Origin of the sequence: Limnospira platensis NIES-39 (assembly GCF_026000695.1) — a bacterium.
Taxonomy (GTDB): Bacteria; Cyanobacteriota; Cyanobacteriia; order Cyanobacteriales; family Microcoleaceae; genus Limnospira; species Limnospira platensis.
Genome location: NZ_AP026945.1, coordinates 5410309 through 5433041, shown reverse-complemented (window position 1 = coordinate 5433041; position 22733 = coordinate 5410309). Strand labels below are relative to the sequence as shown.

Sequence of the window (22733 nt, the reverse complement as noted above, 5' to 3'; positions counted from 1 at the left end):
TGGAGAGTTGGAAAGTTGACAGGTGGGGGACTTGACAGGTGACAGGTGGGGGAGTTGACAGGTGGGGGAGTTGACGGGTGACAGGTGACAGGTGACAGGTGGGGGAAGTCCGAGAGTTGACAGGTGGGAGTTGGAGAGTTGGAGAGTTGACAGGTGACAGGTGGGGGAGTTGGGAAGTTGACAGGTCCGAGAGTTGACAGGTGGGGGAGTTGGAAAGTCCGAGAGTTGACAGGTGACAGGTGGGGGAGTTGACAGGTGAGGAAGTTGGAGAGTTGGAGAGTTGACAGGTGACAGGTGGGGGAAGTCCGAGAGTTGACAGGTGGGAGTTGGAAAGTTGGAAAGTTGACAGGTGACAGGTGGGGGAAGTCCGAGAGTTGACAGGTTGGAAGTCCGAGAGTTGACAGGTGGGAGGTGGGGGAGTTGGAAAGTTGACAGGTGACAGGTGGGGGAAGTCCGAGAGTTGACAGGTCCGAGAGTTGGAAAGTTGGGAAGTTGACAGGTGACAGGTGGGGGAAGTTGGAGAGTTGGAGAGTTGACAGGTGACAGGTGTGGGAAGTCCGAGAGTTGACAGGTGGGAGTTGGAGAGTTGGGAAGTTGACAGGTGACAGGTGAGGAAGTTGGAGAGTTGGAGAGTTGACAGGTGACAGGTGTGGGAAGTCCGAGAGTTGACAGGTCCGAGAGTTGGAAAGTTGGGAAGTTGACAGGTGACAGGTGGGGGAAGTTGGAGAGTTGACAGGTGGGAGGTGGGGGAGTTGGAAAGTTGGAGAGTTGGAAAGTTGACAGGTGGGGGACTTGACAGGTGACAGGTGGGGGAGTTGACAGGTGGGGGAGTTGACGGGTGACAGGTGACAGGTGACAGGTGGGGGAAGTCCGAGAGTTGACAGGTGGGAGTTGGAGAGTTGGAGAGTTGACAGGTGACAGGTGGGGGAGTTGGGAAGTTGACAGGTCCGAGAGTTGACAGGTGGGGGAGTTGGAAAGTTGGAGAGTTGACAGGTGGGAGGTGTGGGAAGTCCGAGAGTTGACAGGTCCGAGAGTTGGAAAGTTGGGAAGTTGACAGGTGACAGGTGGGGGAAGTTGGAGAGTTGACAGGTGGGAGGTGGGGGAGTTGGAAAGTTGGAGAGTTGGAAAGTTGACAGGTGGGGGACTTGACAGGTGACAGGTGGGGGAGTTGACAGGTGAGGAAGTTGGAGAGTTGGAGAGTTGACAGGTGACAGGTGGGGGAAGTCCGAGAGTTGACAGGTGAGGAAGTTGGAGAGTTGGAGAGTTGACAGGTGACAGGTGGGGGAAGTCCGAGAGTTGACAGGTGGGGGAGTTGGAAAGTTGGAAAGTTGACAGGTGACAGGTGGGGGAAGTCCGAGAGTTGACAGGTTGGAAGTCCGAGAGTTGACAGGTGGGAGGTGGGGGAGTTGGAAAGTTGGAGAGTTGGAAAGTTGACAGGTGACAGGTGGGGGAAGTCCGAGAGTTGACAGGTCCGAGAGTTGGAAAGTTGGGAAGTTGACAGGTGACAGGTGGGGGAAGTTGGAGAGTTGACAGGTGGGAGGTGGGGGAGTTGGAAAGTTGGAGAGTTGGAAAGTTGACAGGTGGGGGACTTGACAGGTGACAGGTGGGGGAGTTGACAGGTGAGGAAGTTGGAGAGTTGGAGAGTTGACAGGTGACAGGTGGGGGAAGTCCGAGAGTTGACAGGTGGGGGAGTTGGAAAGTTGGAAAGTTGACAGGTGACAGGTGAGGAAGTTGGGAAGTTGACAGGTCCGAGAGTTGACAGGTGGGGGAGTTGGAAAGTTGGAAAGTTGACAGGTGACAGGTGGGGGAAGTCCGAGAGTTGACAGGTTGGAAGTCCGAGAGTTGACAGGTGGGAGGTGGGGGAGTTGGAAAGTTGGAGAGTTGGAAAGTTGACAGGTGACAGGTGGGGGAAGTCCGAGAGTTGACAGGTCCGAGAGTTGGAAAGTTGGGAAGTTGACAGGTGACAGGTGGGGGAAGTTGGAGAGTTGACAGGTGGGAGGTGGGGGAGTTGGAAAGTTGGAGAGTTGGAAAGTTGACAGGTGGGGGACTTGACAGGTGACAGGTGGGGGAGTTGACAGGTGAGGAAGTTGGAGAGTTGGAGAGTTGACAGGTGACAGGTGGGGGAAGTCCGAGAGTTGACAGGTGAGGAAGTTGGAGAGTTGGAGAGTTGACAGGTGACAGGTGGGGGAAGTCCGAGAGTTGACAGGTGGGGGAGTTGGAAAGTTGGAAAGTTGACAGGTGACAGGTGGGGGAAGTCCGAGAGTTGACAGGTTGGAAGTCCGAGAGTTGACAGGTGGGAGGTGGGGGAGTTGGAAAGTTGGAGAGTTGGAAAGTTGACAGGTGACAGGTGGGGGAAGTCCGAGAGTTGACAGGTCCGAGAGTTGGAAAGTTGGGAAGTTGACAGGTGACAGGTGGGGGAAGTTGGAGAGTTGACAGGTGGGAGGTGGGGGAGTTGGAAAGTTGGAGAGTTGGAAAGTTGACAGGTGGGGGACTTGACAGGTGACAGGTGGGGGAGTTGACAGGTGAGGAAGTTGACGGGTGACAGGTGACAGGTGACAGGTGGGGGAAGTCCGAGAGTTGACAGGTGGGAGTTGGAGAGTTGGAGAGTTGACAGGTGACAGGTGGGGGAGTTGGGAAGTTGACAGGTCCGAGAGTTGACAGGTGGGGGAGTTGGAAAGTCCGAGAGTTGACAGGTGACAGGTGGGGGAAGTCCGAGAGTTGACAGGTGGGAGGTGACAGGTGGGGGAAGTCCGAGAGTTGACAGGTGGGAGTTGGAGAGTTGGGAAGTTGACAGGTGACAGGTGAGGAAGTTGGAGAGTTGGAGAGTTGACAGGTGGGAGGTGTGGGAAGTCCGAGAGTTGACAGGTCCGAGAGTTGGAAAGTTGGGAAGTTGACAGGTGACAGGTGGGGGAAGTTGGAGAGTTGACAGGTGGGAGGTGGGGGAGTTGGAAAGTTGGAGAGTTGGAAAGTTGACAGGTGGGGGACTTGACAGGTGACAGGTGGGGGAGTTGACAGGTGAGGAAGTTGGAGAGTTGGAGAGTTGACAGGTGACAGGTGGGGGAAGTCCGAGAGTTGACAGGTGAGGAAGTTGGAGAGTTGGAGAGTTGACAGGTGACAGGTGGGGGAAGTCCGAGAGTTGACAGGTGGGGGAGTTGGAGAGTTGGAGAGTTGACAGGTGACAGGTGGGGGAAGTCCGAGAGTTGACAGGTGGGGGAGTTGGAAAGTTGGAAAGTTGACAGGTGACAGGTGGGGGAAGTCCGAGAGTTGACAGGTTGGAAGTCCGAGAGTTGACAGGTGGGAGGTGGGGGAGTTGGAAAGTTGGAGAGTTGGAAAGTTGACAGGTGACAGGTGGGGGAAGTCCGAGAGTTGACAGGTCCGAGAGTTGGAAAGTTGGGAAGTTGACAGGTGACAGGTGGGGGAAGTTGGAGAGTTGACAGGTGGGAGGTGGGGGAGTTGGAAAGTTGGAGAGTTGGAAAGTTGACAGGTGGGGGACTTGACAGGTGACAGGTGGGGGAGTTGACAGGTGAGGAAGTTGACGGGTGACAGGTGACAGGTGACAGGTGGGGGAAGTCCGAGAGTTGACAGGTGGGAGTTGGAGAGTTGGAGAGTTGACAGGTGACAGGTGGGGGAGTTGGGAAGTTGACAGGTCCGAGAGTTGACAGGTGGGGGAGTTGGAAAGTCCGAGAGTTGACAGGTGACAGGTGGGGGAAGTCCGAGAGTTGACAGGTGGGAGGTGACAGGTGGGGGAAGTCCGAGAGTTGACAGGTGGGAGTTGGAGAGTTGGGAAGTTGACAGGTGACAGGTGAGGAAGTTGGAGAGTTGGAGAGTTGACAGGTGGGAGGTGTGGGAAGTCCGAGAGTTGACAGGTCCGAGAGTTGGAAAGTTGGGAAGTTGACAGGTGACAGGTGGGGGAAGTTGGAGAGTTGACAGGTGGGAGGTGGGGGAGTTGGAAAGTTGGAGAGTTGGAAAGTTGACAGGTGGGGGACTTGACAGGTGACAGGTGGGGGAGTTGACAGGTGAGGAAGTTGGAGAGTTGGAGAGTTGACAGGTGACAGGTGGGGGAAGTCCGAGAGTTGACAGGTGGGGGAGTTGGAAAGTTGGAAAGTTGACAGGTGACAGGTGAGGAAGTTGGGAAGTTGACAGGTCCGAGAGTTGACAGGTGGGGGAGTTGGAAAGTTGGAAAGTTGACAGGTGACAGGTGGGGGAAGTCCGAGAGTTGACAGGTTGGAAGTCCGAGAGTTGACAGGTGGGAGGTGGGGGAGTTGGAAAGTTGGAGAGTTGGAAAGTTGACAGGTGACAGGTGGGGGAAGTCCGAGAGTTGACAGGTCCGAGAGTTGGAAAGTTGGGAAGTTGACAGGTGACAGGTGGGGGAAGTTGGAGAGTTGACAGGTGGGAGGTGGGGGAGTTGGAAAGTTGGAGAGTTGGAAAGTTGACAGGTGGGGGACTTGACAGGTGACAGGTGGGGGAGTTGACAGGTGGGGGAGTTGACGGGTGACAGGTGACAGGTGACAGGTGGGGGAAGTCCGAGAGTTGACAGGTGGGGGAGTTGGAAAGTTGGAAAGTTGACAGGTGACAGGTGAGGAAGTTGGGAAGTTGACAGGTCCGAGAGTTGACAGGTGGGAGTTGGAGAGTTGGAGAGTTGACAGGTGACAGGTGGGGGAGTTGGGAAGTTGACAGGTCCGAGAGTTGACAGGTGGGGGAGTTGGAAAGTCCGAGAGTTGACAGGTGACAGGTGGGGGAAGTCCGAGAGTTGACAGGTGGGAGGTGACAGGTGGGGGAAGTCCGAGAGTTGACAGGTGGGAGTTGGAAAGTTGGAAAGTTGACAGGTGACAGGTGGGGGAAGTTGGAGAGTTGACAGGTGGGAGGTGGGGGAGTTGGAAAGTTGGAGAGTTGGAAAGTTGACAGGTGGGGGACTTGACAGGTGACAGGTGGGGGAGTTGACAGGTGAGGAAGTTGACGGGTGACAGGTGACAGGTGACAGGTGGGGGAAGTCCGAGAGTTGACAGGTGGGAGTTGGAGAGTTGGAGAGTTGACAGGTGACAGGTGGGGGAGTTGGGAAGTTGACAGGTCCGAGAGTTGACAGGTGGGGGAGTTGGAAAGTCCGAGAGTTGACAGGTGACAGGTGGGGGAAGTCCGAGAGTTGACAGGTGGGAGGTGACAGGTGGGGGAAGTCCGAGAGTTGACAGGTGGGAGTTGGAGAGTTGGGAAGTTGACAGGTGACAGGTGAGGAAGTTGGAGAGTTGGAGAGTTGACAGGTGGGAGGTGTGGGAAGTCCGAGAGTTGACAGGTCCGAGAGTTGGAAAGTTGGGAAGTTGACAGGTGACAGGTGGGGGAAGTTGGAGAGTTGACAGGTGGGAGGTGGGGGAGTTGGAAAGTTGGAGAGTTGGAAAGTTGACAGGTGGGGGACTTGACAGGTGACAGGTGGGGGAGTTGACAGGTGAGGAAGTTGGAGAGTTGGAGAGTTGACAGGTGACAGGTGGGGGAAGTCCGAGAGTTGACAGGTGGGGGAGTTGGAAAGTTGGAAAGTTGACAGGTGACAGGTGAGGAAGTTGGGAAGTTGACAGGTCCGAGAGTTGACAGGTGGGGGAGTTGGAAAGTTGGAAAGTTGACAGGTGACAGGTGGGGGAAGTCCGAGAGTTGACAGGTTGGAAGTCCGAGAGTTGACAGGTGGGAGGTGGGGGAGTTGGAAAGTTGGAGAGTTGGAAAGTTGACAGGTGACAGGTGGGGGAAGTCCGAGAGTTGACAGGTCCGAGAGTTGGAAAGTTGGGAAGTTGACAGGTGACAGGTGGGGGAAGTTGGAGAGTTGACAGGTGGGAGGTGGGGGAGTTGGAAAGTTGGAGAGTTGGAAAGTTGACAGGTGGGGGACTTGACAGGTGACAGGTGGGGGAGTTGACAGGTGGGGGAGTTGACGGGTGACAGGTGACAGGTGACAGGTGGGGGAAGTCCGAGAGTTGACAGGTGGGGGAGTTGGAAAGTTGGAAAGTTGACAGGTGACAGGTGAGGAAGTTGGGAAGTTGACAGGTCCGAGAGTTGACAGGTGGGAGTTGGAGAGTTGGAGAGTTGACAGGTGACAGGTGGGGGAGTTGGGAAGTTGACAGGTCCGAGAGTTGACAGGTGGGGGAGTTGGAAAGTCCGAGAGTTGACAGGTGACAGGTGGGGGAAGTCCGAGAGTTGACAGGTGGGAGGTGACAGGTGGGGGAAGTCCGAGAGTTGACAGGTGGGAGTTGGAAAGTTGGAAAGTTGACAGGTGACAGGTGGGGGAAGTTGGAGAGTTGACAGGTGGGAGGTGGGGGAGTTGGAAAGTTGGAGAGTTGGAAAGTTGACAGGTGGGGGACTTGACAGGTGACAGGTGGGGGAGTTGACAGGTGAGGAAGTTGACGGGTGACAGGTGACAGGTGACAGGTGGGGGAAGTCCGAGAGTTGACAGGTGGGAGTTGGAGAGTTGGAGAGTTGACAGGTGACAGGTGGGGGAGTTGGGAAGTTGACAGGTCCGAGAGTTGACAGGTGGGGGAGTTGGAAAGTCCGAGAGTTGACAGGTGACAGGTGGGGGAAGTCCGAGAGTTGACAGGTGGGAGGTGACAGGTGGGGGAAGTCCGAGAGTTGACAGGTGGGAGTTGGAGAGTTGGGAAGTTGACAGGTGACAGGTGAGGAAGTTGGAGAGTTGGAGAGTTGACAGGTGGGAGGTGTGGGAAGTCCGAGAGTTGACAGGTCCGAGAGTTGGAAAGTTGGGAAGTTGACAGGTGACAGGTGGGGGAAGTTGGAGAGTTGACAGGTGGGAGGTGGGGGAGTTGGAAAGTTGGAGAGTTGGAAAGTTGACAGGTGGGGGACTTGACAGGTGACAGGTGGGGGAGTTGACAGGTGAGGAAGTTGGAGAGTTGGAGAGTTGACAGGTGACAGGTGGGGGAAGTCCGAGAGTTGACAGGTGGGGGAGTTGGAAAGTTGGAAAGTTGACAGGTGACAGGTGGGGGAAGTTGGAGAGTTGACAGGTGGGAGGTGGGGGAGTTGGAAAGTTGGAGAGTTGGAAAGTTGACAGGTGGGGGACTTGACAGGTGACAGGTGGGGGAGTTGACAGGTGGGGGAGTTGACGGGTGACAGGTGACAGGTGACAGGTGGGGGAAGTCCGAGAGTTGACAGGTGGGGGAGTTGGAAAGTTGGAAAGTTGACAGGTGACAGGTGAGGAAGTTGGGAAGTTGACAGGTCCGAGAGTTGACAGGTGGGAGTTGGAGAGTTGGAGAGTTGACAGGTGACAGGTGGGGGAGTTGGGAAGTTGACAGGTCCGAGAGTTGACAGGTGGGGGAGTTGGAAAGTCCGAGAGTTGACAGGTGACAGGTGGGGGAAGTCCGAGAGTTGACAGGTGGGAGGTGACAGGTGGGGGAAGTCCGAGAGTTGACAGGTGGGAGTTGGAAAGTTGGAAAGTTGACAGGTGACAGGTGGGGGAAGTCCGAGAGTTGACAGGTTGGAAGTCCGAGAGTTGACAGGTGGGAGGTGGGGGAGTTGGAAAGTTGGAGAGTTGGGAAGTTGACAGGTGACAGGTGGGGGAAGTTGGAGAGTTGACAGGTCCGAGAGTTGGAAAGTTGGGAAGTTGACAGGTGACAGGTGAGGAAGTTGGAGAGTTGGAGAGTTGACAGGTGACAGGTGTGGGAAGTCCGAGAGTTGACAGGTGGGAGTTGGAGAGTTGGGAAGTTGACAGGTGACAGGTGAGGAAGTTGGAGAGTTGGAGAGTTGACAGGTGACAGGTGTGGGAAGTCCGAGAGTTGACAGGTCCGAGAGTTGGAAAGTTGGGAAGTTGACAGGTGACAGGTGGGGGAAGTTGGAGAGTTGACAGGTGGGAGGTGGGGGAGTTGGAAAGTTGGAGAGTTGGAAAGTTGACAGGTGGGGGACTTGACAGGTGACAGGTGGGGGAGTTGACAGGTGAGGAAGTTGACGGGTGACAGGTGACAGGTGACAGGTGGGGGAAGTCCGAGAGTTGACAGGTGGGAGTTGGAGAGTTGGAGAGTTGACAGGTGACAGGTGGGGGAGTTGGGAAGTTGACAGGTCCGAGAGTTGACAGGTGGGGGAGTTGGAAAGTTGGAGAGTTGACAGGTGGGAGGTGTGGGAAGTCCGAGAGTTGACAGGTCCGAGAGTTGGAAAGTTGGGAAGTTGACAGGTGACAGGTGGGGGAAGTTGGAGAGTTGACAGGTGGGAGGTGGGGGAGTTGGAAAGTTGGAGAGTTGGAAAGTTGACAGGTGGGGGACTTGACAGGTTGGAGGTGGGGGAAGTTGGAGAGTTGACAGGTTGGAGGTGGGGGAGTTGGACAGTTGGAGAGTTGGAAAGTTGACAGGTGGGGGACTTGACAGGTGACAGGTGGGGGAGTTGACAGGTGAGGAAGTTGGAGAGTTGGGAAGTTGACAGGTTGGAAGTTGGAGAGTTGGAGAGTTGGAGAGTTGGAAAGTTGACAGGTGACAGGTGGGGGAAGTCCGAGAGTTAACAGGTCCGAGAGTTGACAGGTGGGAGTTGGGAGGTGATGTGTTGAATAAAAAATCAAGTGTATAGCCATGTCAAAGATATTTGAAAACATTAGCAGATATTGGGGTAGGTGTCAAGGGTGATTAGGAGCGAGGTGGGGCTAATTTTTGGAGAATTGAAAGGTGGGGGATGATTTTAACCAGTTAACTATTTTGATGATAATTTGTTCAGCGATCGCTATAACCCTATCCAACCATTCAATTAGAGATTGTAGGGGATGTTTAACATATCCGATCGCTTTTGCTGGTGTTTCTAAGTAGTTGGGTTGATTTTCTACTTGTCGTTTTTGGGAATAGGCTATGCTACCGCCTTCTGTGAGGGGGGTGTTGTTTTTGGTGGCTAGTTGTAGTTGTGATCGTTGATAGTGGTTTAATTGTTCGAGTATTTGTGATTCTAATTTGGGGAAATTAGGGATAGGTTGAGTTGGGGGAAGTTGAGGGGTGGGGGTGTTGAGGGAAGTCTGGTTTAATGTAAATTGAGGTTGAGAATTGGTTAAACGTGGTTGTGAGGTTTTCCAAGGATCTGGAAGTGGCACCGATACCGATAGGGAGGGCTTGAGATTATGGGTGGGTTCTTTCAGTAAATAATTGAGGACGGAAAATATCCATAGGTGGAAGTTATGGAAAAGCTGCGTGGCGGCCGGTTTTATTTGGGGTTCAATTTCGGCGATAGTGTTGTCGATGCTTAAAAGTATAGTAGGGGGAGATGATGGTTGCGGTTGGGGGTTGTGGTTGGCGGTGGTTTGTTCAGAGGGTAATGATGGGATTTTGGAGGTGGGAAGTTTCAGGTTAATCAGGGGGGTATTTTGGAGAATCAGATAAATGGGATAAAGTAAAATCTGGGTAGCCGTGCTGGTAGCGTAGCGAATATTGCGCCAAGTGCGATCGCAAGCATCAGTAAATTGCTGATAGTTGTTCACGAGGAAGTTAAACAGGCGGCTTTTATAGGGACCAGAGTAGGCTGAGGACATATAGGCTCAAATTATACTAAGAGATGGTGGTAGGGGTTATTAATAGCTCGTGCCTTCCATTGTACAGCAAGGTACAGGGAATAAGCAAGAGTCTCTTCCCCATCTAGGATAAGTGATGATCATGTTTGTTAGTTGAGTAGTTGATGGCTGAAAATGAGTTTATCTAGTTCTGATGGTGGTGTTTTGATTAATCAGGCGATCGCCAGATTGCGAGGGATGACGCGATTGGATCTTCAGGGGGGGTGGCGGTTTCATAGGGGAGATATTTCGCCAGAAATGATCGAGGGGTGGCGTGATTGGTCTTTGGTGGAATTGAATGATCGGGGTCATGTGGCTTGGTCTGAGGGGGGAAGAGTTTTGTGGTTAGCCCAGGAGGTTAATATTCCCGCTAATTTAGGGGGGTATAGGTTGGAGGGTTTATGCTTGAAATTGAGTTTGGTTTGGTGGGCGCAGTTGGCTGAGGTTTATGTTAATGGTAGCTTGGTACAGTCGGGAGATTTATTTGATTGTAGGACAGCCATCGTTTTGTCGAAGTCCGTCTTACCTTCCTCCAAGTTTAGGATATTTTTAAGGTTGGTAAGTCCTGGTCATGATCGGGGTGCTTTGGTAGCCTCTAGTTGTGTCTACGAAGCCGGAAAAGTCGGAGAGATAGATCCCGGTTTTATTGGTGATGAGTTGGCGGTTTACTCTAGTTATCTGCTTCGGGGAAATATTGATGAGTTGGAGTTGAGAAGTCCGCCACAAGTTTTCTCCGTGGTTTCTCCACAAAGGTGGCAGGAGTTAGGGGAAGCTGTTAGTAGGATAAATTGGGATATCGTAGGCGATCGCCATTTGTTTCTGCGGGAGTTATTCCGTCTGCGACAGTGTTGGGAGACCTGTGCGGATTTAAAGTTAGTGAAGTTCAGGCTTTTAGGTCATGCTCATTTAGACTTAGCTTGGCTATGGTCAGTCGCCGAAACTTGGTCAGTCGCCATTAAAACCTTTGAGTCCGTCCTCGCTTTACAGGATGATTTTCCTGAGTTGATTTTTGCTCATTCTACCCCCGCGCTATATGCTTGGCTTGAGGAAAATAGACCCGATTTGTTTAAATTAATCCAAAATCGGATTTCCGAGAAGCGTTGGGAGGTCGTCGCTGGTTTATGGGTTGAACCCGAATTAAATACCGTTTCTGGGGAGTCAATTGTTCGCCAAATTCTCTATGGTCAATTTTATGTCGCTCAAAAGTTTGGGGAAGTCTCCCGTATAGCTTGGCTACCCGATAGCTTTGGTTTTTCTTGGCAACTTCCCCAGTTGCTGACTCTGGGAAAGATTGATTTTTTTGTCACTCAAAAGTTGCGGTGGAATGATACAACAGTTTTTCCCTATGGTTGTTTTCGCTGGCGAGGTTTGAACGGTACCGAAATTGTCAGTTTGATGTCTGCACCAATTGGGGAAAATGTCGAACCCCTCAAGTTAGTAAACTATGGCATTGAGTGGGAGTCTCAAACTGGCTTAAATGAGTGTTTATGGTTGCCAGGAGTTGGTGATCATGGCGGCGGTCCGACGCGGGAAATGTTGGAGGTCATCCGTCGTTGGCGATCATCCCCTCTGTTTCCTGATTTGCGTTTTATGTCTGCCGTCGATTATTTGGATGGGTTGCGTGATTTACCCAATCTTCCAGTGTGGAATGATGAGTTATATCTCGAGTTTCATCGAGGTTGCTATACTACCCACGCTGACCAAAAGCGCTGGAATCGTTTGTGCGAAGGATTGCTCTATCGGGCTGAGTTGTGGTCCGCTGTCGCTTCTATGGTGATGGGGTTTGAGGTTCCCCAAGCGACCCTAGAAGAGGCGTGGAAGGGGGTTCTGTTTAATCAGTTTCATGATATCCTCCCAGGGTCTGCTATTGCTGAAGTCTATGAGGATGCTAACCGGAGTTGGCAGGCAGCCGCCACAACCGCTGGAGATGTTGAGGATAGAGCATTAGATGCGATCGCTTCCTCCATTTCTCTCCCTTACCCCCCACAACCTCAAGCTATACCCATTGTCGTCTTTAACCCCCTCAATTGGAAGCGTTCCGAAATCGTCCAAGTCCCATTACCCCCCCAGGGAAGTTGGGATGTTTGCGAAAGCACTGGAAATGCCTTAAATTCCCAACTGGTGAGGGTTTCAGGTCGGTCTGAATTGCTGTTTTTGGCAACTGATGTGCCGTCAGTCGGTTATCGCTGTTTCTGGTTAGTGCCTAAATCCCCGGAAACCCCCATCAATCAAGGGTTTGAGCCTGAAAATGACCTTATATGCGCGCACCTTTTCCGACTTTACTACACTATATCAGGTTCCCGTTTAGATGTCAATACTAATCGTAAAAATTCCGAAAATTGGGAATTTGAGAATCAGTATTTACGGGTAAAAGTGTCCGGAGAAACGGGAGATTTAATCGAGGTTTTTGATAAAGTCAATAGTCGGGAGGTGTTGAAATATCCCGGACATCAATGGCGACTGTTTCAAGACCAGGGACAATATTGGGATGCTTGGAATATTGACCCAAATTATCATAAGTATCCCTTAGATAGTCCGCAACTCGAGTCCATTGAGTTTGTCGAAAAAGGTATGCTACGAGGGAGGTTACGGGTTTTAAAGACATTTAATAAATCTCGGTTTTGTCAAGATTATATTTTATCGATAGGGTCGCCAATTTTACGGGTTGAGTGTCGAGTAGAATGGGTAGAAAGTAATGTGTTAATGAAGGCTTATTTTCCATTGTCTATAAATGCCGATTTACTGAGTTATGAAATTCCTTGTGGTGTAATGGAGAGACCCACGGAGCCCCAGACAACTTTTGACAAATCCAAATGGGAAGTTCCTGCTTTAAATTGGGGGAGTCTGAGTGATGGTAATTATGGTGTATCTGTGCTAAATGATTGTAAGTATGGATATGATTTTAAGCCTAATCAAATTGGTTTAAGTTTGCTACGGGGGTCTTTATGGCCTGACCCTAAAGCTGATATAGGTGTTCATCAGTTTAGTTATGGCATTTACCCCCATTTAGGTAATTGGCGAGGGGGGGAAACTGTGCGACGAGGTTATGAGTTTAATCAGCCACTACAGGTGAGGGTTTTAGAGTTATCTAATGTGGGGATAACTGGTGGTGAGTCCTGTCGGAGTTTTTTAGGTTTTAGTGCTAGGAATTTTGCGTTAATGGCGGTGAAGCGATCGCACTTAGACCACCAGACTTGGATTATACGAGGTTATGAGTCTCAGGGAAGTGAGGGAGTATTGGAATTACAGAATAGTTTAGGGGTCGAGGTCAACTATGCCGTCAACTTATTGGAAGAAAGCGTTGGGGTTTTTGATGGAAATATGCAACCTTGGCAGGTATTAGGGTTAGCCATTTCTAAGAAGGCAGGGAGTGACCAGGTAAGTTGAGATAATCATCATAGTACCAGGACTGGAGAAGCCGGGTAGAATTGGGAAAAAGTTTTTAAAAACCCAGCTTCTCAGGAAAATTGATTAATTCTTAAAAGGTGTCACTCACAATTTTTTGTGCTTCCGAAATAATCTGATTCAAATGTTCTTCACCTTTGAAACTTTCCGCATATATTTTATAGACATCTTCTGTACCCGATGGACGTGCTGCAAACCAACCTTGTTCCGTAGTAACTTTTAAACCACCTATAGCCGCATTATTTCCCGGTGCATTAGTCATTTTAGCCACGATTGGATCACCCGCCAAAGTTGATGCTTTAACATCTTCTGGGGACAACTTACTGAGGCGTGCTTTTTGTTCAGAATTAGCAGCAGAATCAATACGAGAATAGTAAGCGCGACCCAAACGTTCAGTCATATCTTTATAGTGCATACCAGGGTCTTTACCAGTTTTAGCCGTAATTTCCGCCGCCAGTAAATCCATGATAATCCCATCTTTATCGGTAGTCCAAACTGTGCCATCCATTCGCAGGAAAGATGCGCCAGCGCTTTCTTCACCCCCAAAACCCAAAGAACCGTCTAGCAACCCATCTACAAACCATTTAAAGCCTACCGGAACCTCACACAGTCGGCGATTAATATCCTTAGCTACCCGGTCAATTAAACTACTGCTAACTAAAGTTTTCCCGATCGCACTTTCAGGACTCCAGCCTTGTCGATTAGTAAATAAATACCAAATAGCCACAGACAGGAAATGATTAGGGTTCATTAATCCCATGCTAGGGGTAACAATACCATGTCGGTCTGAGTCCGTATCATTCCCAAAAGCGATATCATAATCATCTTTAAGTTTAACCAAATTCGCCATAGCATAAGGAGAGGAACAGTCCATGCGAATTTTCCCATCCCAGTCTACAGTCATAAACCCAAAAGTCGGGTCAACCGTAGGATTGACTATAGTCAAATTTAACCCATAACGTTCTGCAATAGGTTCCCAATAACCAATATTAGAACCCCCCAACGGATCAACACCTATTTTAATTCCCGATTCCCGAATTGCTGCCATATCGATAATATTTTCTAGGTCAGCGATATATGGGGTAATAAAGTCAAAAGTGTGGGTCGTACTGGCATATAATGCCTGATTGTAAGGACTGCGACTCACAGCGCGATTACCATCAGCCAGGATTTGATTAGCCCGTTGTTGAATCCATTTAGTGATTTCAGGGCCTGCCGGACCGCCAGAGGGGGGATTGTATTTAAAGCCACCGTCCGAAGGGGGGTTATGGGAAGGGGTGACGATAATACCGTCCGCTAAACCCTCTGTGCGTTGGCGGTTGTAGGTGAGAATAGCATGGGAAACCGCCGGGGTGGGGGTAAATCTACCATTTCCTTTGTCTGTGGCTATGTAGGTTTCTACTTGGTTGGCTGCTAAAACTTCTAAGGCTGTTTTTTGCGCCGGTTCAGATAAAGCGTGGGAGTCTATGCCCATATACAAAGGACCCGTAATGCCTTGGTCGCGACGATATTCTACCGTCGCTTGAGTAACCGCTAGGATATGGTCTTCATTAAAAGTGCCGTTAGCCGAACATCCCCGGTGTCCAGATGTGCCGAAACTTACTTGCTGTTGAGGATTGTTGGGATCTGGACGCACTGAATAATATTGCTCAATAAGGCGATCGATATTTTCCAAAATATCGCCTGGGGCCGTTTTTCCTGCCAAGGGGCTAATGTTGTTGGCTACCATTATTATCTTGATGATTCTATAGTCTGGGTAATGGTTGAGATTATACCAGCCAGCGTCCTGTGTATTTATAGTCGCAATATGGGCGCAGTTAAGTTAAGTTGTGCTAATGTATCGCTGCAAATAGTTTTAATTTTACAAAGTTTGTTAAGAATTAATACATTTTTATTGATAATTTCTCTCAAAATATTGACGAGATTATAGGGGTTATGGTAGGCTAGAGGAAATCGCACCCAAGGGGTTACTGTGTCCATTTGTAAAAATAGGGGCTACAACCCTTATTTTGTCGCTCAAATAATGATTTTTCGAGGAATTTTTCAAAATCCCGATGCACCAATTTTCGGAAACTGAGAGACAGGCTAAAATCCACATCTTGACAAAATCGCCATCATGTGCATATTGCCTGAGTGCGTAGACAGGGGGGGATAATAGTTCATAATAGAAACTCCACAGATGGTGCGACCACATCAGGAATCAAATTTTGTTGGTCTTCCTGGTAGACAGTCAAATCAAACCAGAAAGTAGTTCCCACTCCCAACTCACTAACCAAATGCACCTGAGAATTATGTTTTTCAATAATATTCCTAACAATAGATAAACCCAACCCAGTACCTTCCAAAGTATGGACTCGATTTTCCACTCTAAAGAAGCGAGTAAAAACTGCTTCTTGGTCTTCGGAATCGATACCGCTACCGGTATCAGAAACCTCGATGCGTACCACTCTCTGAGATAGGTGTGAATTGTGATGAATGTGTCTATCTAAAGGTCGAGGTGGTGGTGGAGACATAATCCAACCTCCCCGTTCAATTTCTTCGGCTTCCCGACTTTCAGCCAGGGATATATGATAGTTATCATCCAATAAATAGGCGCGAATTATTACTCTTCCTCCAGCCTCCGTAAATTTGAGGGAATTTCCGACCAAGTTAGTGAGGACTTGTAACAATAAATCAAAGTGACCTCTAACGGTTGGTAGGTTAGGTTCTACCTCTTTACTCAATTCAATTCCCTTATCTCGCGCATTAAGTTGATAAGTCCGTAGGGTTTGTTCAATGGGATGAGCAATATCAACAGGTTCCATGTGATAAATACGACAGGACTCAAGGCGAGATAAATCTAAAACATCATTAACTAGACGGGTAAGGCGGTCAGTTTCATGGTTAGCGGTTTCTAAAAATTCTCGACGTTCTTCTTCGCTTAAATCATCGCCATAGTCATGGAGAGTTTCGATAAAGGATTTGATGTTAAATAAGGGGGTTCTCAACTCATGGGAAACGTTGCTGATAAACTGGCTTTTAGCGTCATTGAGTTCGACTTCTCGGGTGATATCCTGAATAGTCATAGCAATGCCTTTTAAACTTTCCCGATAGTTTTCGTTATTTTTGACGGTGGCATCTTGATTATAGAATGTACATTCATTGGCTTGGGGTCTTTGGGGGGAGGTGCAACTATTATCGTGGTCATAGATACAACTAGCGCAGAGGGGTTCTACACCGGGAGATTTATGTAGTAAAACCGTGGTTAGAAGAATGCGGAGGGTGCGATTATTGGGTTCAGTGAGAGAACAGCGAAATTCTCCTCCTTCTAGGTTTCCAGAGGCGATTTTTTGTAATGGTTGAGATAGTTCTTGTAATACTGGTGCGGGAAGATAGGTTAAAACATTTTCGGAAATGACGCTTTGGCGATCCCACCCAAAGAGGCGGCGCGCGGTGGGGTTGACGAGAATTAGATTAAGTTCAGCATCTATTAAAACTGCACCATCTGCAATAGTTGAAACCAAGGTTTCTAGCTTGGCTTTTTCGGCGGTCAATTCTTCGATGTTTTGTTCATCATAGCTTTCGAGGCGTTCTGCCATTTCATTAAAACTCAATATGAGTTCTCCCAATTCGCCGCCAAAGGGTAAATCAATGCGTTGTCTAAAGTTTCCAGCGGCTATATTTTTAACTCCCATTAGTAGTTCTTTAATCGGCTGAGTAATGGTTAGGGCGTTAAAAACTGCACCTAAAATTACCATAACCCAGATGGAGACGAAAACTGCTAAGGTAACGTCGCGAGTTAAGTGAGAGGAGACGACAACGGTGGGATTAGGATTAATACCGATCGCCAAAATTCCCAGATATTTGTCATCGTGCATCAGGGGAACAAATACGTCGGTTATTTGACCCCCAGGGGTGAGATGCTGGCGCACCATAGGTAAAGCGGAATAATTCCTAGCTTCGACACTAGCGATAAAGTTTTCCGGCAGTTGCATCCTTCGCCGCAGGGTGAGGGAGTTTTGGACTGCGGAATCAGAAAAGGGGAGGCCGAGGAAAATCTCGCCGTCGGGGTCAGCATAGAGCATATATCGCACACTAGAGGTGCTGGTGTAGAACTGACGGGAGAAACGGGCTACCTCTTCCCGATTATTTTCAGAAATCATGGGAGCGACATTGGTGGCTAAAAGTAAGCCCAAATCTCGACCATAGCGGGTATCATTAAGACGAGCGTCTTGCTGAATGGTATTAACGGCCCAAAAGGTTAAACCGCTCATCAATAGGGAAACCACCAGGGTAGCTCCCGCCATGAGTCGGGTTTGTAGGGTAAACTCAGACCACCAATTTCTGAGAATTTCTGGAAGTTTGGTGAGAATTGCCAGCATCTTGTACGGTTCTGGGTTGGGGAACTGCTTATTAGTATCTAGCGTAGACGATCGCCAGATTCTCTACCACAGTTTAGCAAAAATTGGAGTTAAGTTTTGTTAAGGCTGTACATAATTGATTAATTTTAGCTTTGTCGGAGTCTAAAACCAATATCTCGGCGACAGTACATTCCGTCAAAGTTAATGCAGTCCACAGCCTGATAAGCATTGGTGATAGCAGTTTCTACAGTGTCACCGATAGCGGTTACACCCAAAACTCGGCCGCCGTCGGTGATTATTTGTCCATCGACCAGGCGAGTTCCGGCATGAAATACTTTAGCACCCAAGGCTGATGCTGCGTCAATACCCGTAATCAGCTTACCTTTTGGATAAGTTCCCGGATAGCCCGAGGAAGCCAAAACGACACAGAGGGAAACTCCAGGTTTCCAACGGATAGGGGGAAGTTCTGCCAAACGGCGATCGCAACAAGCTGTTAAAATCTGTTCTAGGGGAGTATCTAACATGAGGAGTACAGCCTGAGTTTCCGGGTCTCCAAATCTACAGTTAAACTCCAGAACCATTAAATCCCCATCGGGGGTAATCATCAATCCTGCATAGATAATACCACAATAATCAATTCCCCGGTTTTGAAGGGCGTGTAAGGTAGGTTCAAGAACGTCCCGTTGTATTTTCACCATCAAGGTATCAGAGACCAGGGGAGTAGGCGCATAAGCACCCATACCGCCAGTATTAGGTCCCGTGTCACCTTCTCCAATAGGTTTATGATCTTGAGCCGGAATTAGGGGGCGAATAGTTTTACCATCAGTAATAGCTAAAACGGAGACCTCTTGACCTTGTAGAAATTCCTCGATGACAATTTGGCAATTATCTTGACCAAATTCTCCCTGAGAAATGGAGGTAATAGCGTCATAAGCCATTTCTAGGGTAGTAGCAACAATAACCCCTTTTCCGGCGGCGAGTCCATCAGCTTTAATGACAATGGGAACTTGAGTAATATAGTCTTTAGCAGCTTGGGGGTCAGTAAATACAGCCCCAGCGGCGGTGGGGACTCCTGCTGCTAACATCAAATCTTTAGCCCAGGACTTACTCGCTTCTAATTTTGCGCCTTCGCGTCCAGGTCCAAATACTTTAATATGATTTTTAGTAAGTTCATCTGCAATACCCAAGGCGAGGGGGACTTCTGGACCGACGACGACCAAATCAATGGCTTCATCTTTAGCCAAAGCAACAATAGCCGGGATATCCTCAACCGGGATATTTCGATTTTGACATAGGGCTAAGGTAGCAGTCCCGCCGTTTCCGGGAGTACAGATAACCTGTTGGACTGTTTCTGACTGAGTGAGTGTCCAAGCTAAGGCGTGTTCTCTACCACCGTTTCCAACAACTAATATTTTCACAATATCCTCGCACCTGCAACAAATAAAACCTACACCAAAAGGGTGTAGGCTCGCTGATAATAATTAAACCAAATTTTGAGGAAATTCTACATTCCCAAAGCCGCCAAGGTAGCCGGACCCGCAACACCATCAACTCTCAAGCCATAGTCACGCTGGAAGGCTTTAACTGCTTTGGTGGTAATTGGACCAAAATATCCGGTGGCGCGGGCGTGGAAATAACCGTAGTAAGCTAGTTTATGCTGTAGGTTAGCAACTCGGGAGCTACTGTCACCGTGGGATAGGGATTTATGGTAGCCACGACCACGACGGGGGCGGTGACTGGCTTGATGATAGCCGTAATGGTGCTTGGGATAAGATTTAACATAGCAGGAGGTATAGCAATGGAGTCCCAAAGCGGAAGCTGTGGCGGGACCAACAATGCCATCTACTGCCAACCCATAGTCACGCTGAAAGGCTTTAACGGAGTGCTTGGTCATTGAACCAAAATAGCCGGTAGACCGCGCGCGGAAGTAGCCGTGATTAGCTAGGGCGTTTTGCAATTGTACCACATGATTGCCAGAGGAACCATAGTAGATGGAGGCTTGGGCGGCGCTGGTAGCACCCAAAATCGACAAACTGATGGCTGCACCGATAATTGGCATTAAGCAGGTCGTAGAAACTTTACTCCAGTTAACACCCCGAAACAGAATCAAGTTGTCGCTGAGGTTCAACTGTTGGGGAGACTCATAGCTAGAAACTAGATGATTGTAGGCGATTGTATCCATTTCATCTCCTAATTCAGTATTTGAAAAAAGTTGACCAATGGTTGCTCTAATTTGAGATGCTACCACCGATTATCAATTTATAACTGCATGAGGGAGAAAAGTCTAGTATTAACTATGAAAATCAGGATTTTTTTGCAAAACTTAATATAATTTTTGAGGCACAAACAAATTATTATACTACTTTGAGGGGAAATTATTGTGAATGACTGACATTTTTTATGAATCTATTTTTGGGTATAGATTTTGGTACTTCTGGGGCTCGTTCAGTAGTGATTGATACCCATGGAGGGGTTCAGGCAGAGGGGGTTTGTAACTCGAAGGAATCATTGGTGACTATGGAATCACCGAAACTCTGGAAAAATGGGTTATTTGAGTTACTTAATCAAATTCCGAAAGATTTATGTTCTCAGATTAGAGCGATCGCCATTAATGGCACTTCTGCTACAGTGTTATTATGTGATGAGATGGGGAATCCGGTCACGGCACCGATGGCTTATAATCATAGTTGTGATGGGGCTATTGTGGAGAGACTCAAAGCGATCGCTCCCCCAGACCATCCGGTTTTGAGTAGTACCTCTAGCTTGGTAAAATTACTCTGGTGGCAAGAAAATCTTACGCCGCCGCCAAAGGGAAAGTTATATTTTTTACATCAAGGAGACTGGCTAGGATTTTTATTACATGATAAGTTAGGTATTAGTGACTATCATAATAGTCTCAAACTTGGCTATGATGTGGTGAATCTTTGCTATCAGTCGTGGTTGTTAAGGGCTATTCAATGGGAGGGTAAAATTAGGCCGATATTGCCGCAAGTTCTGACCCCAGGAACCTGTATCAGCCCTATTAATGGAGAATTAAGCGATCGCTTTGGATTTCGCCGAGATTGTATAATTAGAGCGGGAACTACAGATAGTATTGCGGCTTTCATAGCCTCCGGCGCTAGTTACCCAGGGGAGGCTGTCACTTCCCTGGGTTCAACTCTGGTGTTAAAGCTGTTAAGTCCTAGGGCTATCAATGTTGCTAAATATGGCATTTATAGCCACAGGTTTGGTGATTTGTGGCTGACTGGCGGCGCTTCTAATACGGGGGGTGCCCTATTGCGACACTTTTTTAGCGATCGCCAATTGGAAAGTCTCAGCCGCCAGATTAATCCTAACATTCCCTGTTACCTAGATTATTATCCCCTATTGCAACCGGGCGATCGCTTTCCTATCAATGACCCCAATTTGTTACCCCGTCTTGAACCTCGCCCCAGTAATGATGTAGAATTTCTCCATGGCTTGCTAAATGCGATCGCTCGCATTGAGTCTCAAGGTTATCAACTTTTACAGAACCTTGGCGCAAGTCCTCTCCAGCGCGTCTATACTGCTGGCGGTGGGTCACAAAATTCCACCTGGACTACTATTCGCCAACATCATCTCCAAGTCCCTGTAATCCCTTCTCCACACACCCAAGCCGCCTACGGAACAGCCTGTTTGGCTATGGGGGGGAAGTTGATTAAAAAATCAAATTGTTAAGAAATGTTAAAAAAATCGACCTTTTTTGGGGGGGGTGGTTGACTTGCGGGGAGGTTGACGCTATACTTTTAGATAATAGGAATAGTGACATTTTTAAAAAAGAAGGTAATATTTCCATTATTTAACATTACTATGTTAATTATAAACAATTGTCGCCGCCCTGTCAACCTCTGAGCCGGGGGCGATCGCAAGTTGATTAAAAAATCAAATTGTTAAGAAATGTTAAAAAAAACGACCTTTTTTGGGGGGGGTGGTTGACTTGCGGGGTGGTTGACGCTATACTTTTAGATAATGGTAATAGTGACATTTTTAAAAAAGAAGGTAATATTTCCATTATCTAACATTACTATGTTAATTATAAACAATTGTCGCCGCCCTGTCAACCCCTGAGCCGGGGGCGATCGCGAGTTGATTAAAAAAATCAAATTGTTAAGAAATGTTAAAAAAATCGACCTTTTTTGTGGGGTGGTTGACTTGCGGGGAGGTTGACGCTATACTTTTAGATAATGGTAATAGTGACATTTTTAAAAAAGAAGGTAATATTTCCATTATCTAACATTACTATGTTAATTATAAACAATTGTCGCCGCCCTGTCAACCCCTGAGCCGGGGGCGATCGCGAGTTGATTAAAAAATCAAATTTTCGGATAGCGAATAACTGATAAACTGATAAACTGTTTTGAGGCTATATCAAAATAATCAGAAGTATGGCAAAACCTAAGCGCATAGGGATTCTGACCAGCGGTGGTGACTGTGCTGGATTAAATGCAGTGATTCGGGCGGCGGTGTATCGAGCCCAGGGCACTTATGGCTGGGAAGTAATGGGGATACGCCAAGCCACCCACGGCTTAATGATGCGTCCTCCATCAGCGACACCGTTAACCATAGAAAAAGTAGATCCAATTTTAACAGCAGGGGGAACAATTCTAGGGACAACCAATAAAGGAGATCCCTTTGCTTTTCCGATGGCCGATGGTAGTGTGCAAGATCGCTCCCAAGAAATCATTGACGGGTATCATGAATTAGGATTAGATGCGCTGATTGGCATTGGTGGGGATGGTAGTTTAGCAATTTTAAGGCGTTTAGCAGTTCAGGGAAATCTGAACCTAGTTGGTGTGCCGAAAACCATAGATAATGATGTAGGTAGCACCGATCTATCAATCGGATTTGATACGGCTGTGAATATCGCGACCGAAGCCTTAGATAGGTTGCACTTCACGGCGGCCAGCCATAGCCGGGTCATGATTTTAGAAGTTATGGGAAGGGATGCGGGACACATTGCTCTCCATGCGGGAATTGCGGGGGGTGCGGATGTAATTCTGATTCCAGAAATTCCCTACAGTCTGGATAGTATTTGTCAAAAAATTGAGGATTTGCAGGAACAGGGAAAAAACTACTGTCTGGTGATTGTAGCGGAGGCGGTGAGGACTGGTGCGGGAGAAACGATGATGACGACTAATCAATTAGGTCAATCTCGGCTGGGTGGTATTGGTCATTATTTAGCCGATCGCATTTCCGAGGCTAGTGGTGCAGAAACGAGAGTGACGGTTTTAGGCCATATTCAAAGGGGGGGAACTCCTTCTTCTGTGGAACGTTTAATCGGATCAGCTTTTGGGGTAGCAGCAGTAGACTTAATTGCAGATGGTAAGTTTGACCAGATGGTAACTTGGCGTAACCGTCATGTGGAAAGTGTACCCATTGCGGAGGCGATCGCTCAGTATAAGGGTGTTGATACTAATGATATTCTAGTAAAGACAGCTCGGAGTATGGGAATCTGTTTAGGAGATTAACAATAGAAG

General features: G+C 48.5%; 8 protein-coding genes. 3 read left to right on the top strand and 5 right to left on the bottom strand.

From position 1 onward, the window contains the following. Positions 1-8605: 8605 nt before the first annotated feature. Positions 8606-9475: a hypothetical protein gene (locus N39L_RS26495; protein WP_014276863.1), complete on the bottom strand. Its 870-nt coding sequence runs from the start codon at positions 9473-9475 to the stop codon at positions 8606-8608. Between the two features lie 153 nt (positions 9476-9628). Between N39L_RS26495 and N39L_RS26490 the strand changes: the two genes are divergently transcribed. After that, on the top strand, positions 9629-12880 hold the full coding sequence (locus N39L_RS26490; protein ID WP_014276862.1) for an alpha-mannosidase: 3252 nt from the start codon (positions 9629-9631) through the stop codon (positions 12878-12880). A 91-nt stretch (positions 12881-12971) separates the two neighbouring features. Here N39L_RS26490 and pgm read toward each other — a convergent pair whose 3' ends face one another. The 4 genes from pgm to N39L_RS26470 all read right to left on the bottom strand — a co-directional run bounded on the left by pgm (position 12972) and on the right by N39L_RS26470 (position 19486). Further along, on the bottom strand, positions 12972-14627 hold the full coding sequence (gene pgm / locus N39L_RS26485; protein ID WP_014276861.1) for a phosphoglucomutase (alpha-D-glucose-1,6-bisphosphate-dependent): 1656 nt from the start codon (positions 14625-14627) through the stop codon (positions 12972-12974). 430 nt (positions 14628-15057) lie between these two features. Further along, positions 15058-17259 (bottom strand): ATP-binding protein, encoded by a 2202-nt coding sequence (locus N39L_RS26480; RefSeq protein WP_014276859.1) that lies wholly within the window; start codon positions 17257-17259, stop codon positions 15058-15060. A gap of 125 nt (positions 17260-17384) precedes the next feature. Next, positions 17385-18656 carry a phosphoribosylamine--glycine ligase gene (gene purD / locus N39L_RS26475; protein ID WP_014276858.1) on the bottom strand — a complete coding sequence of 424 codons (1272 nt, stop codon included), beginning with the start codon at positions 18654-18656 and terminating at the stop codon, positions 17385-17387. Between the two features lie 86 nt (positions 18657-18742). After that, positions 18743-19486, bottom strand: a complete 744-nt coding sequence (locus tag N39L_RS26470) for a peptidoglycan-binding domain-containing protein (RefSeq protein WP_231852008.1) — start codon at positions 19484-19486, stop codon at positions 18743-18745. Between the two features lie 152 nt (positions 19487-19638). Between N39L_RS26470 and N39L_RS26465 the strand changes: the two genes are divergently transcribed. After that, on the top strand, positions 19639-20934 hold the full coding sequence (locus tag N39L_RS26465) for an FGGY-family carbohydrate kinase (RefSeq protein WP_014276856.1): 1296 nt from the start codon (positions 19639-19641) through the stop codon (positions 20932-20934). Between the two features lie 707 nt (positions 20935-21641). Then, positions 21642-22724 (top strand): ATP-dependent 6-phosphofructokinase, encoded by a 1083-nt coding sequence (locus N39L_RS26460; RefSeq protein WP_014276855.1) that lies wholly within the window; start codon positions 21642-21644, stop codon positions 22722-22724. Positions 22725-22733: the final 9 nt, after the last annotated feature.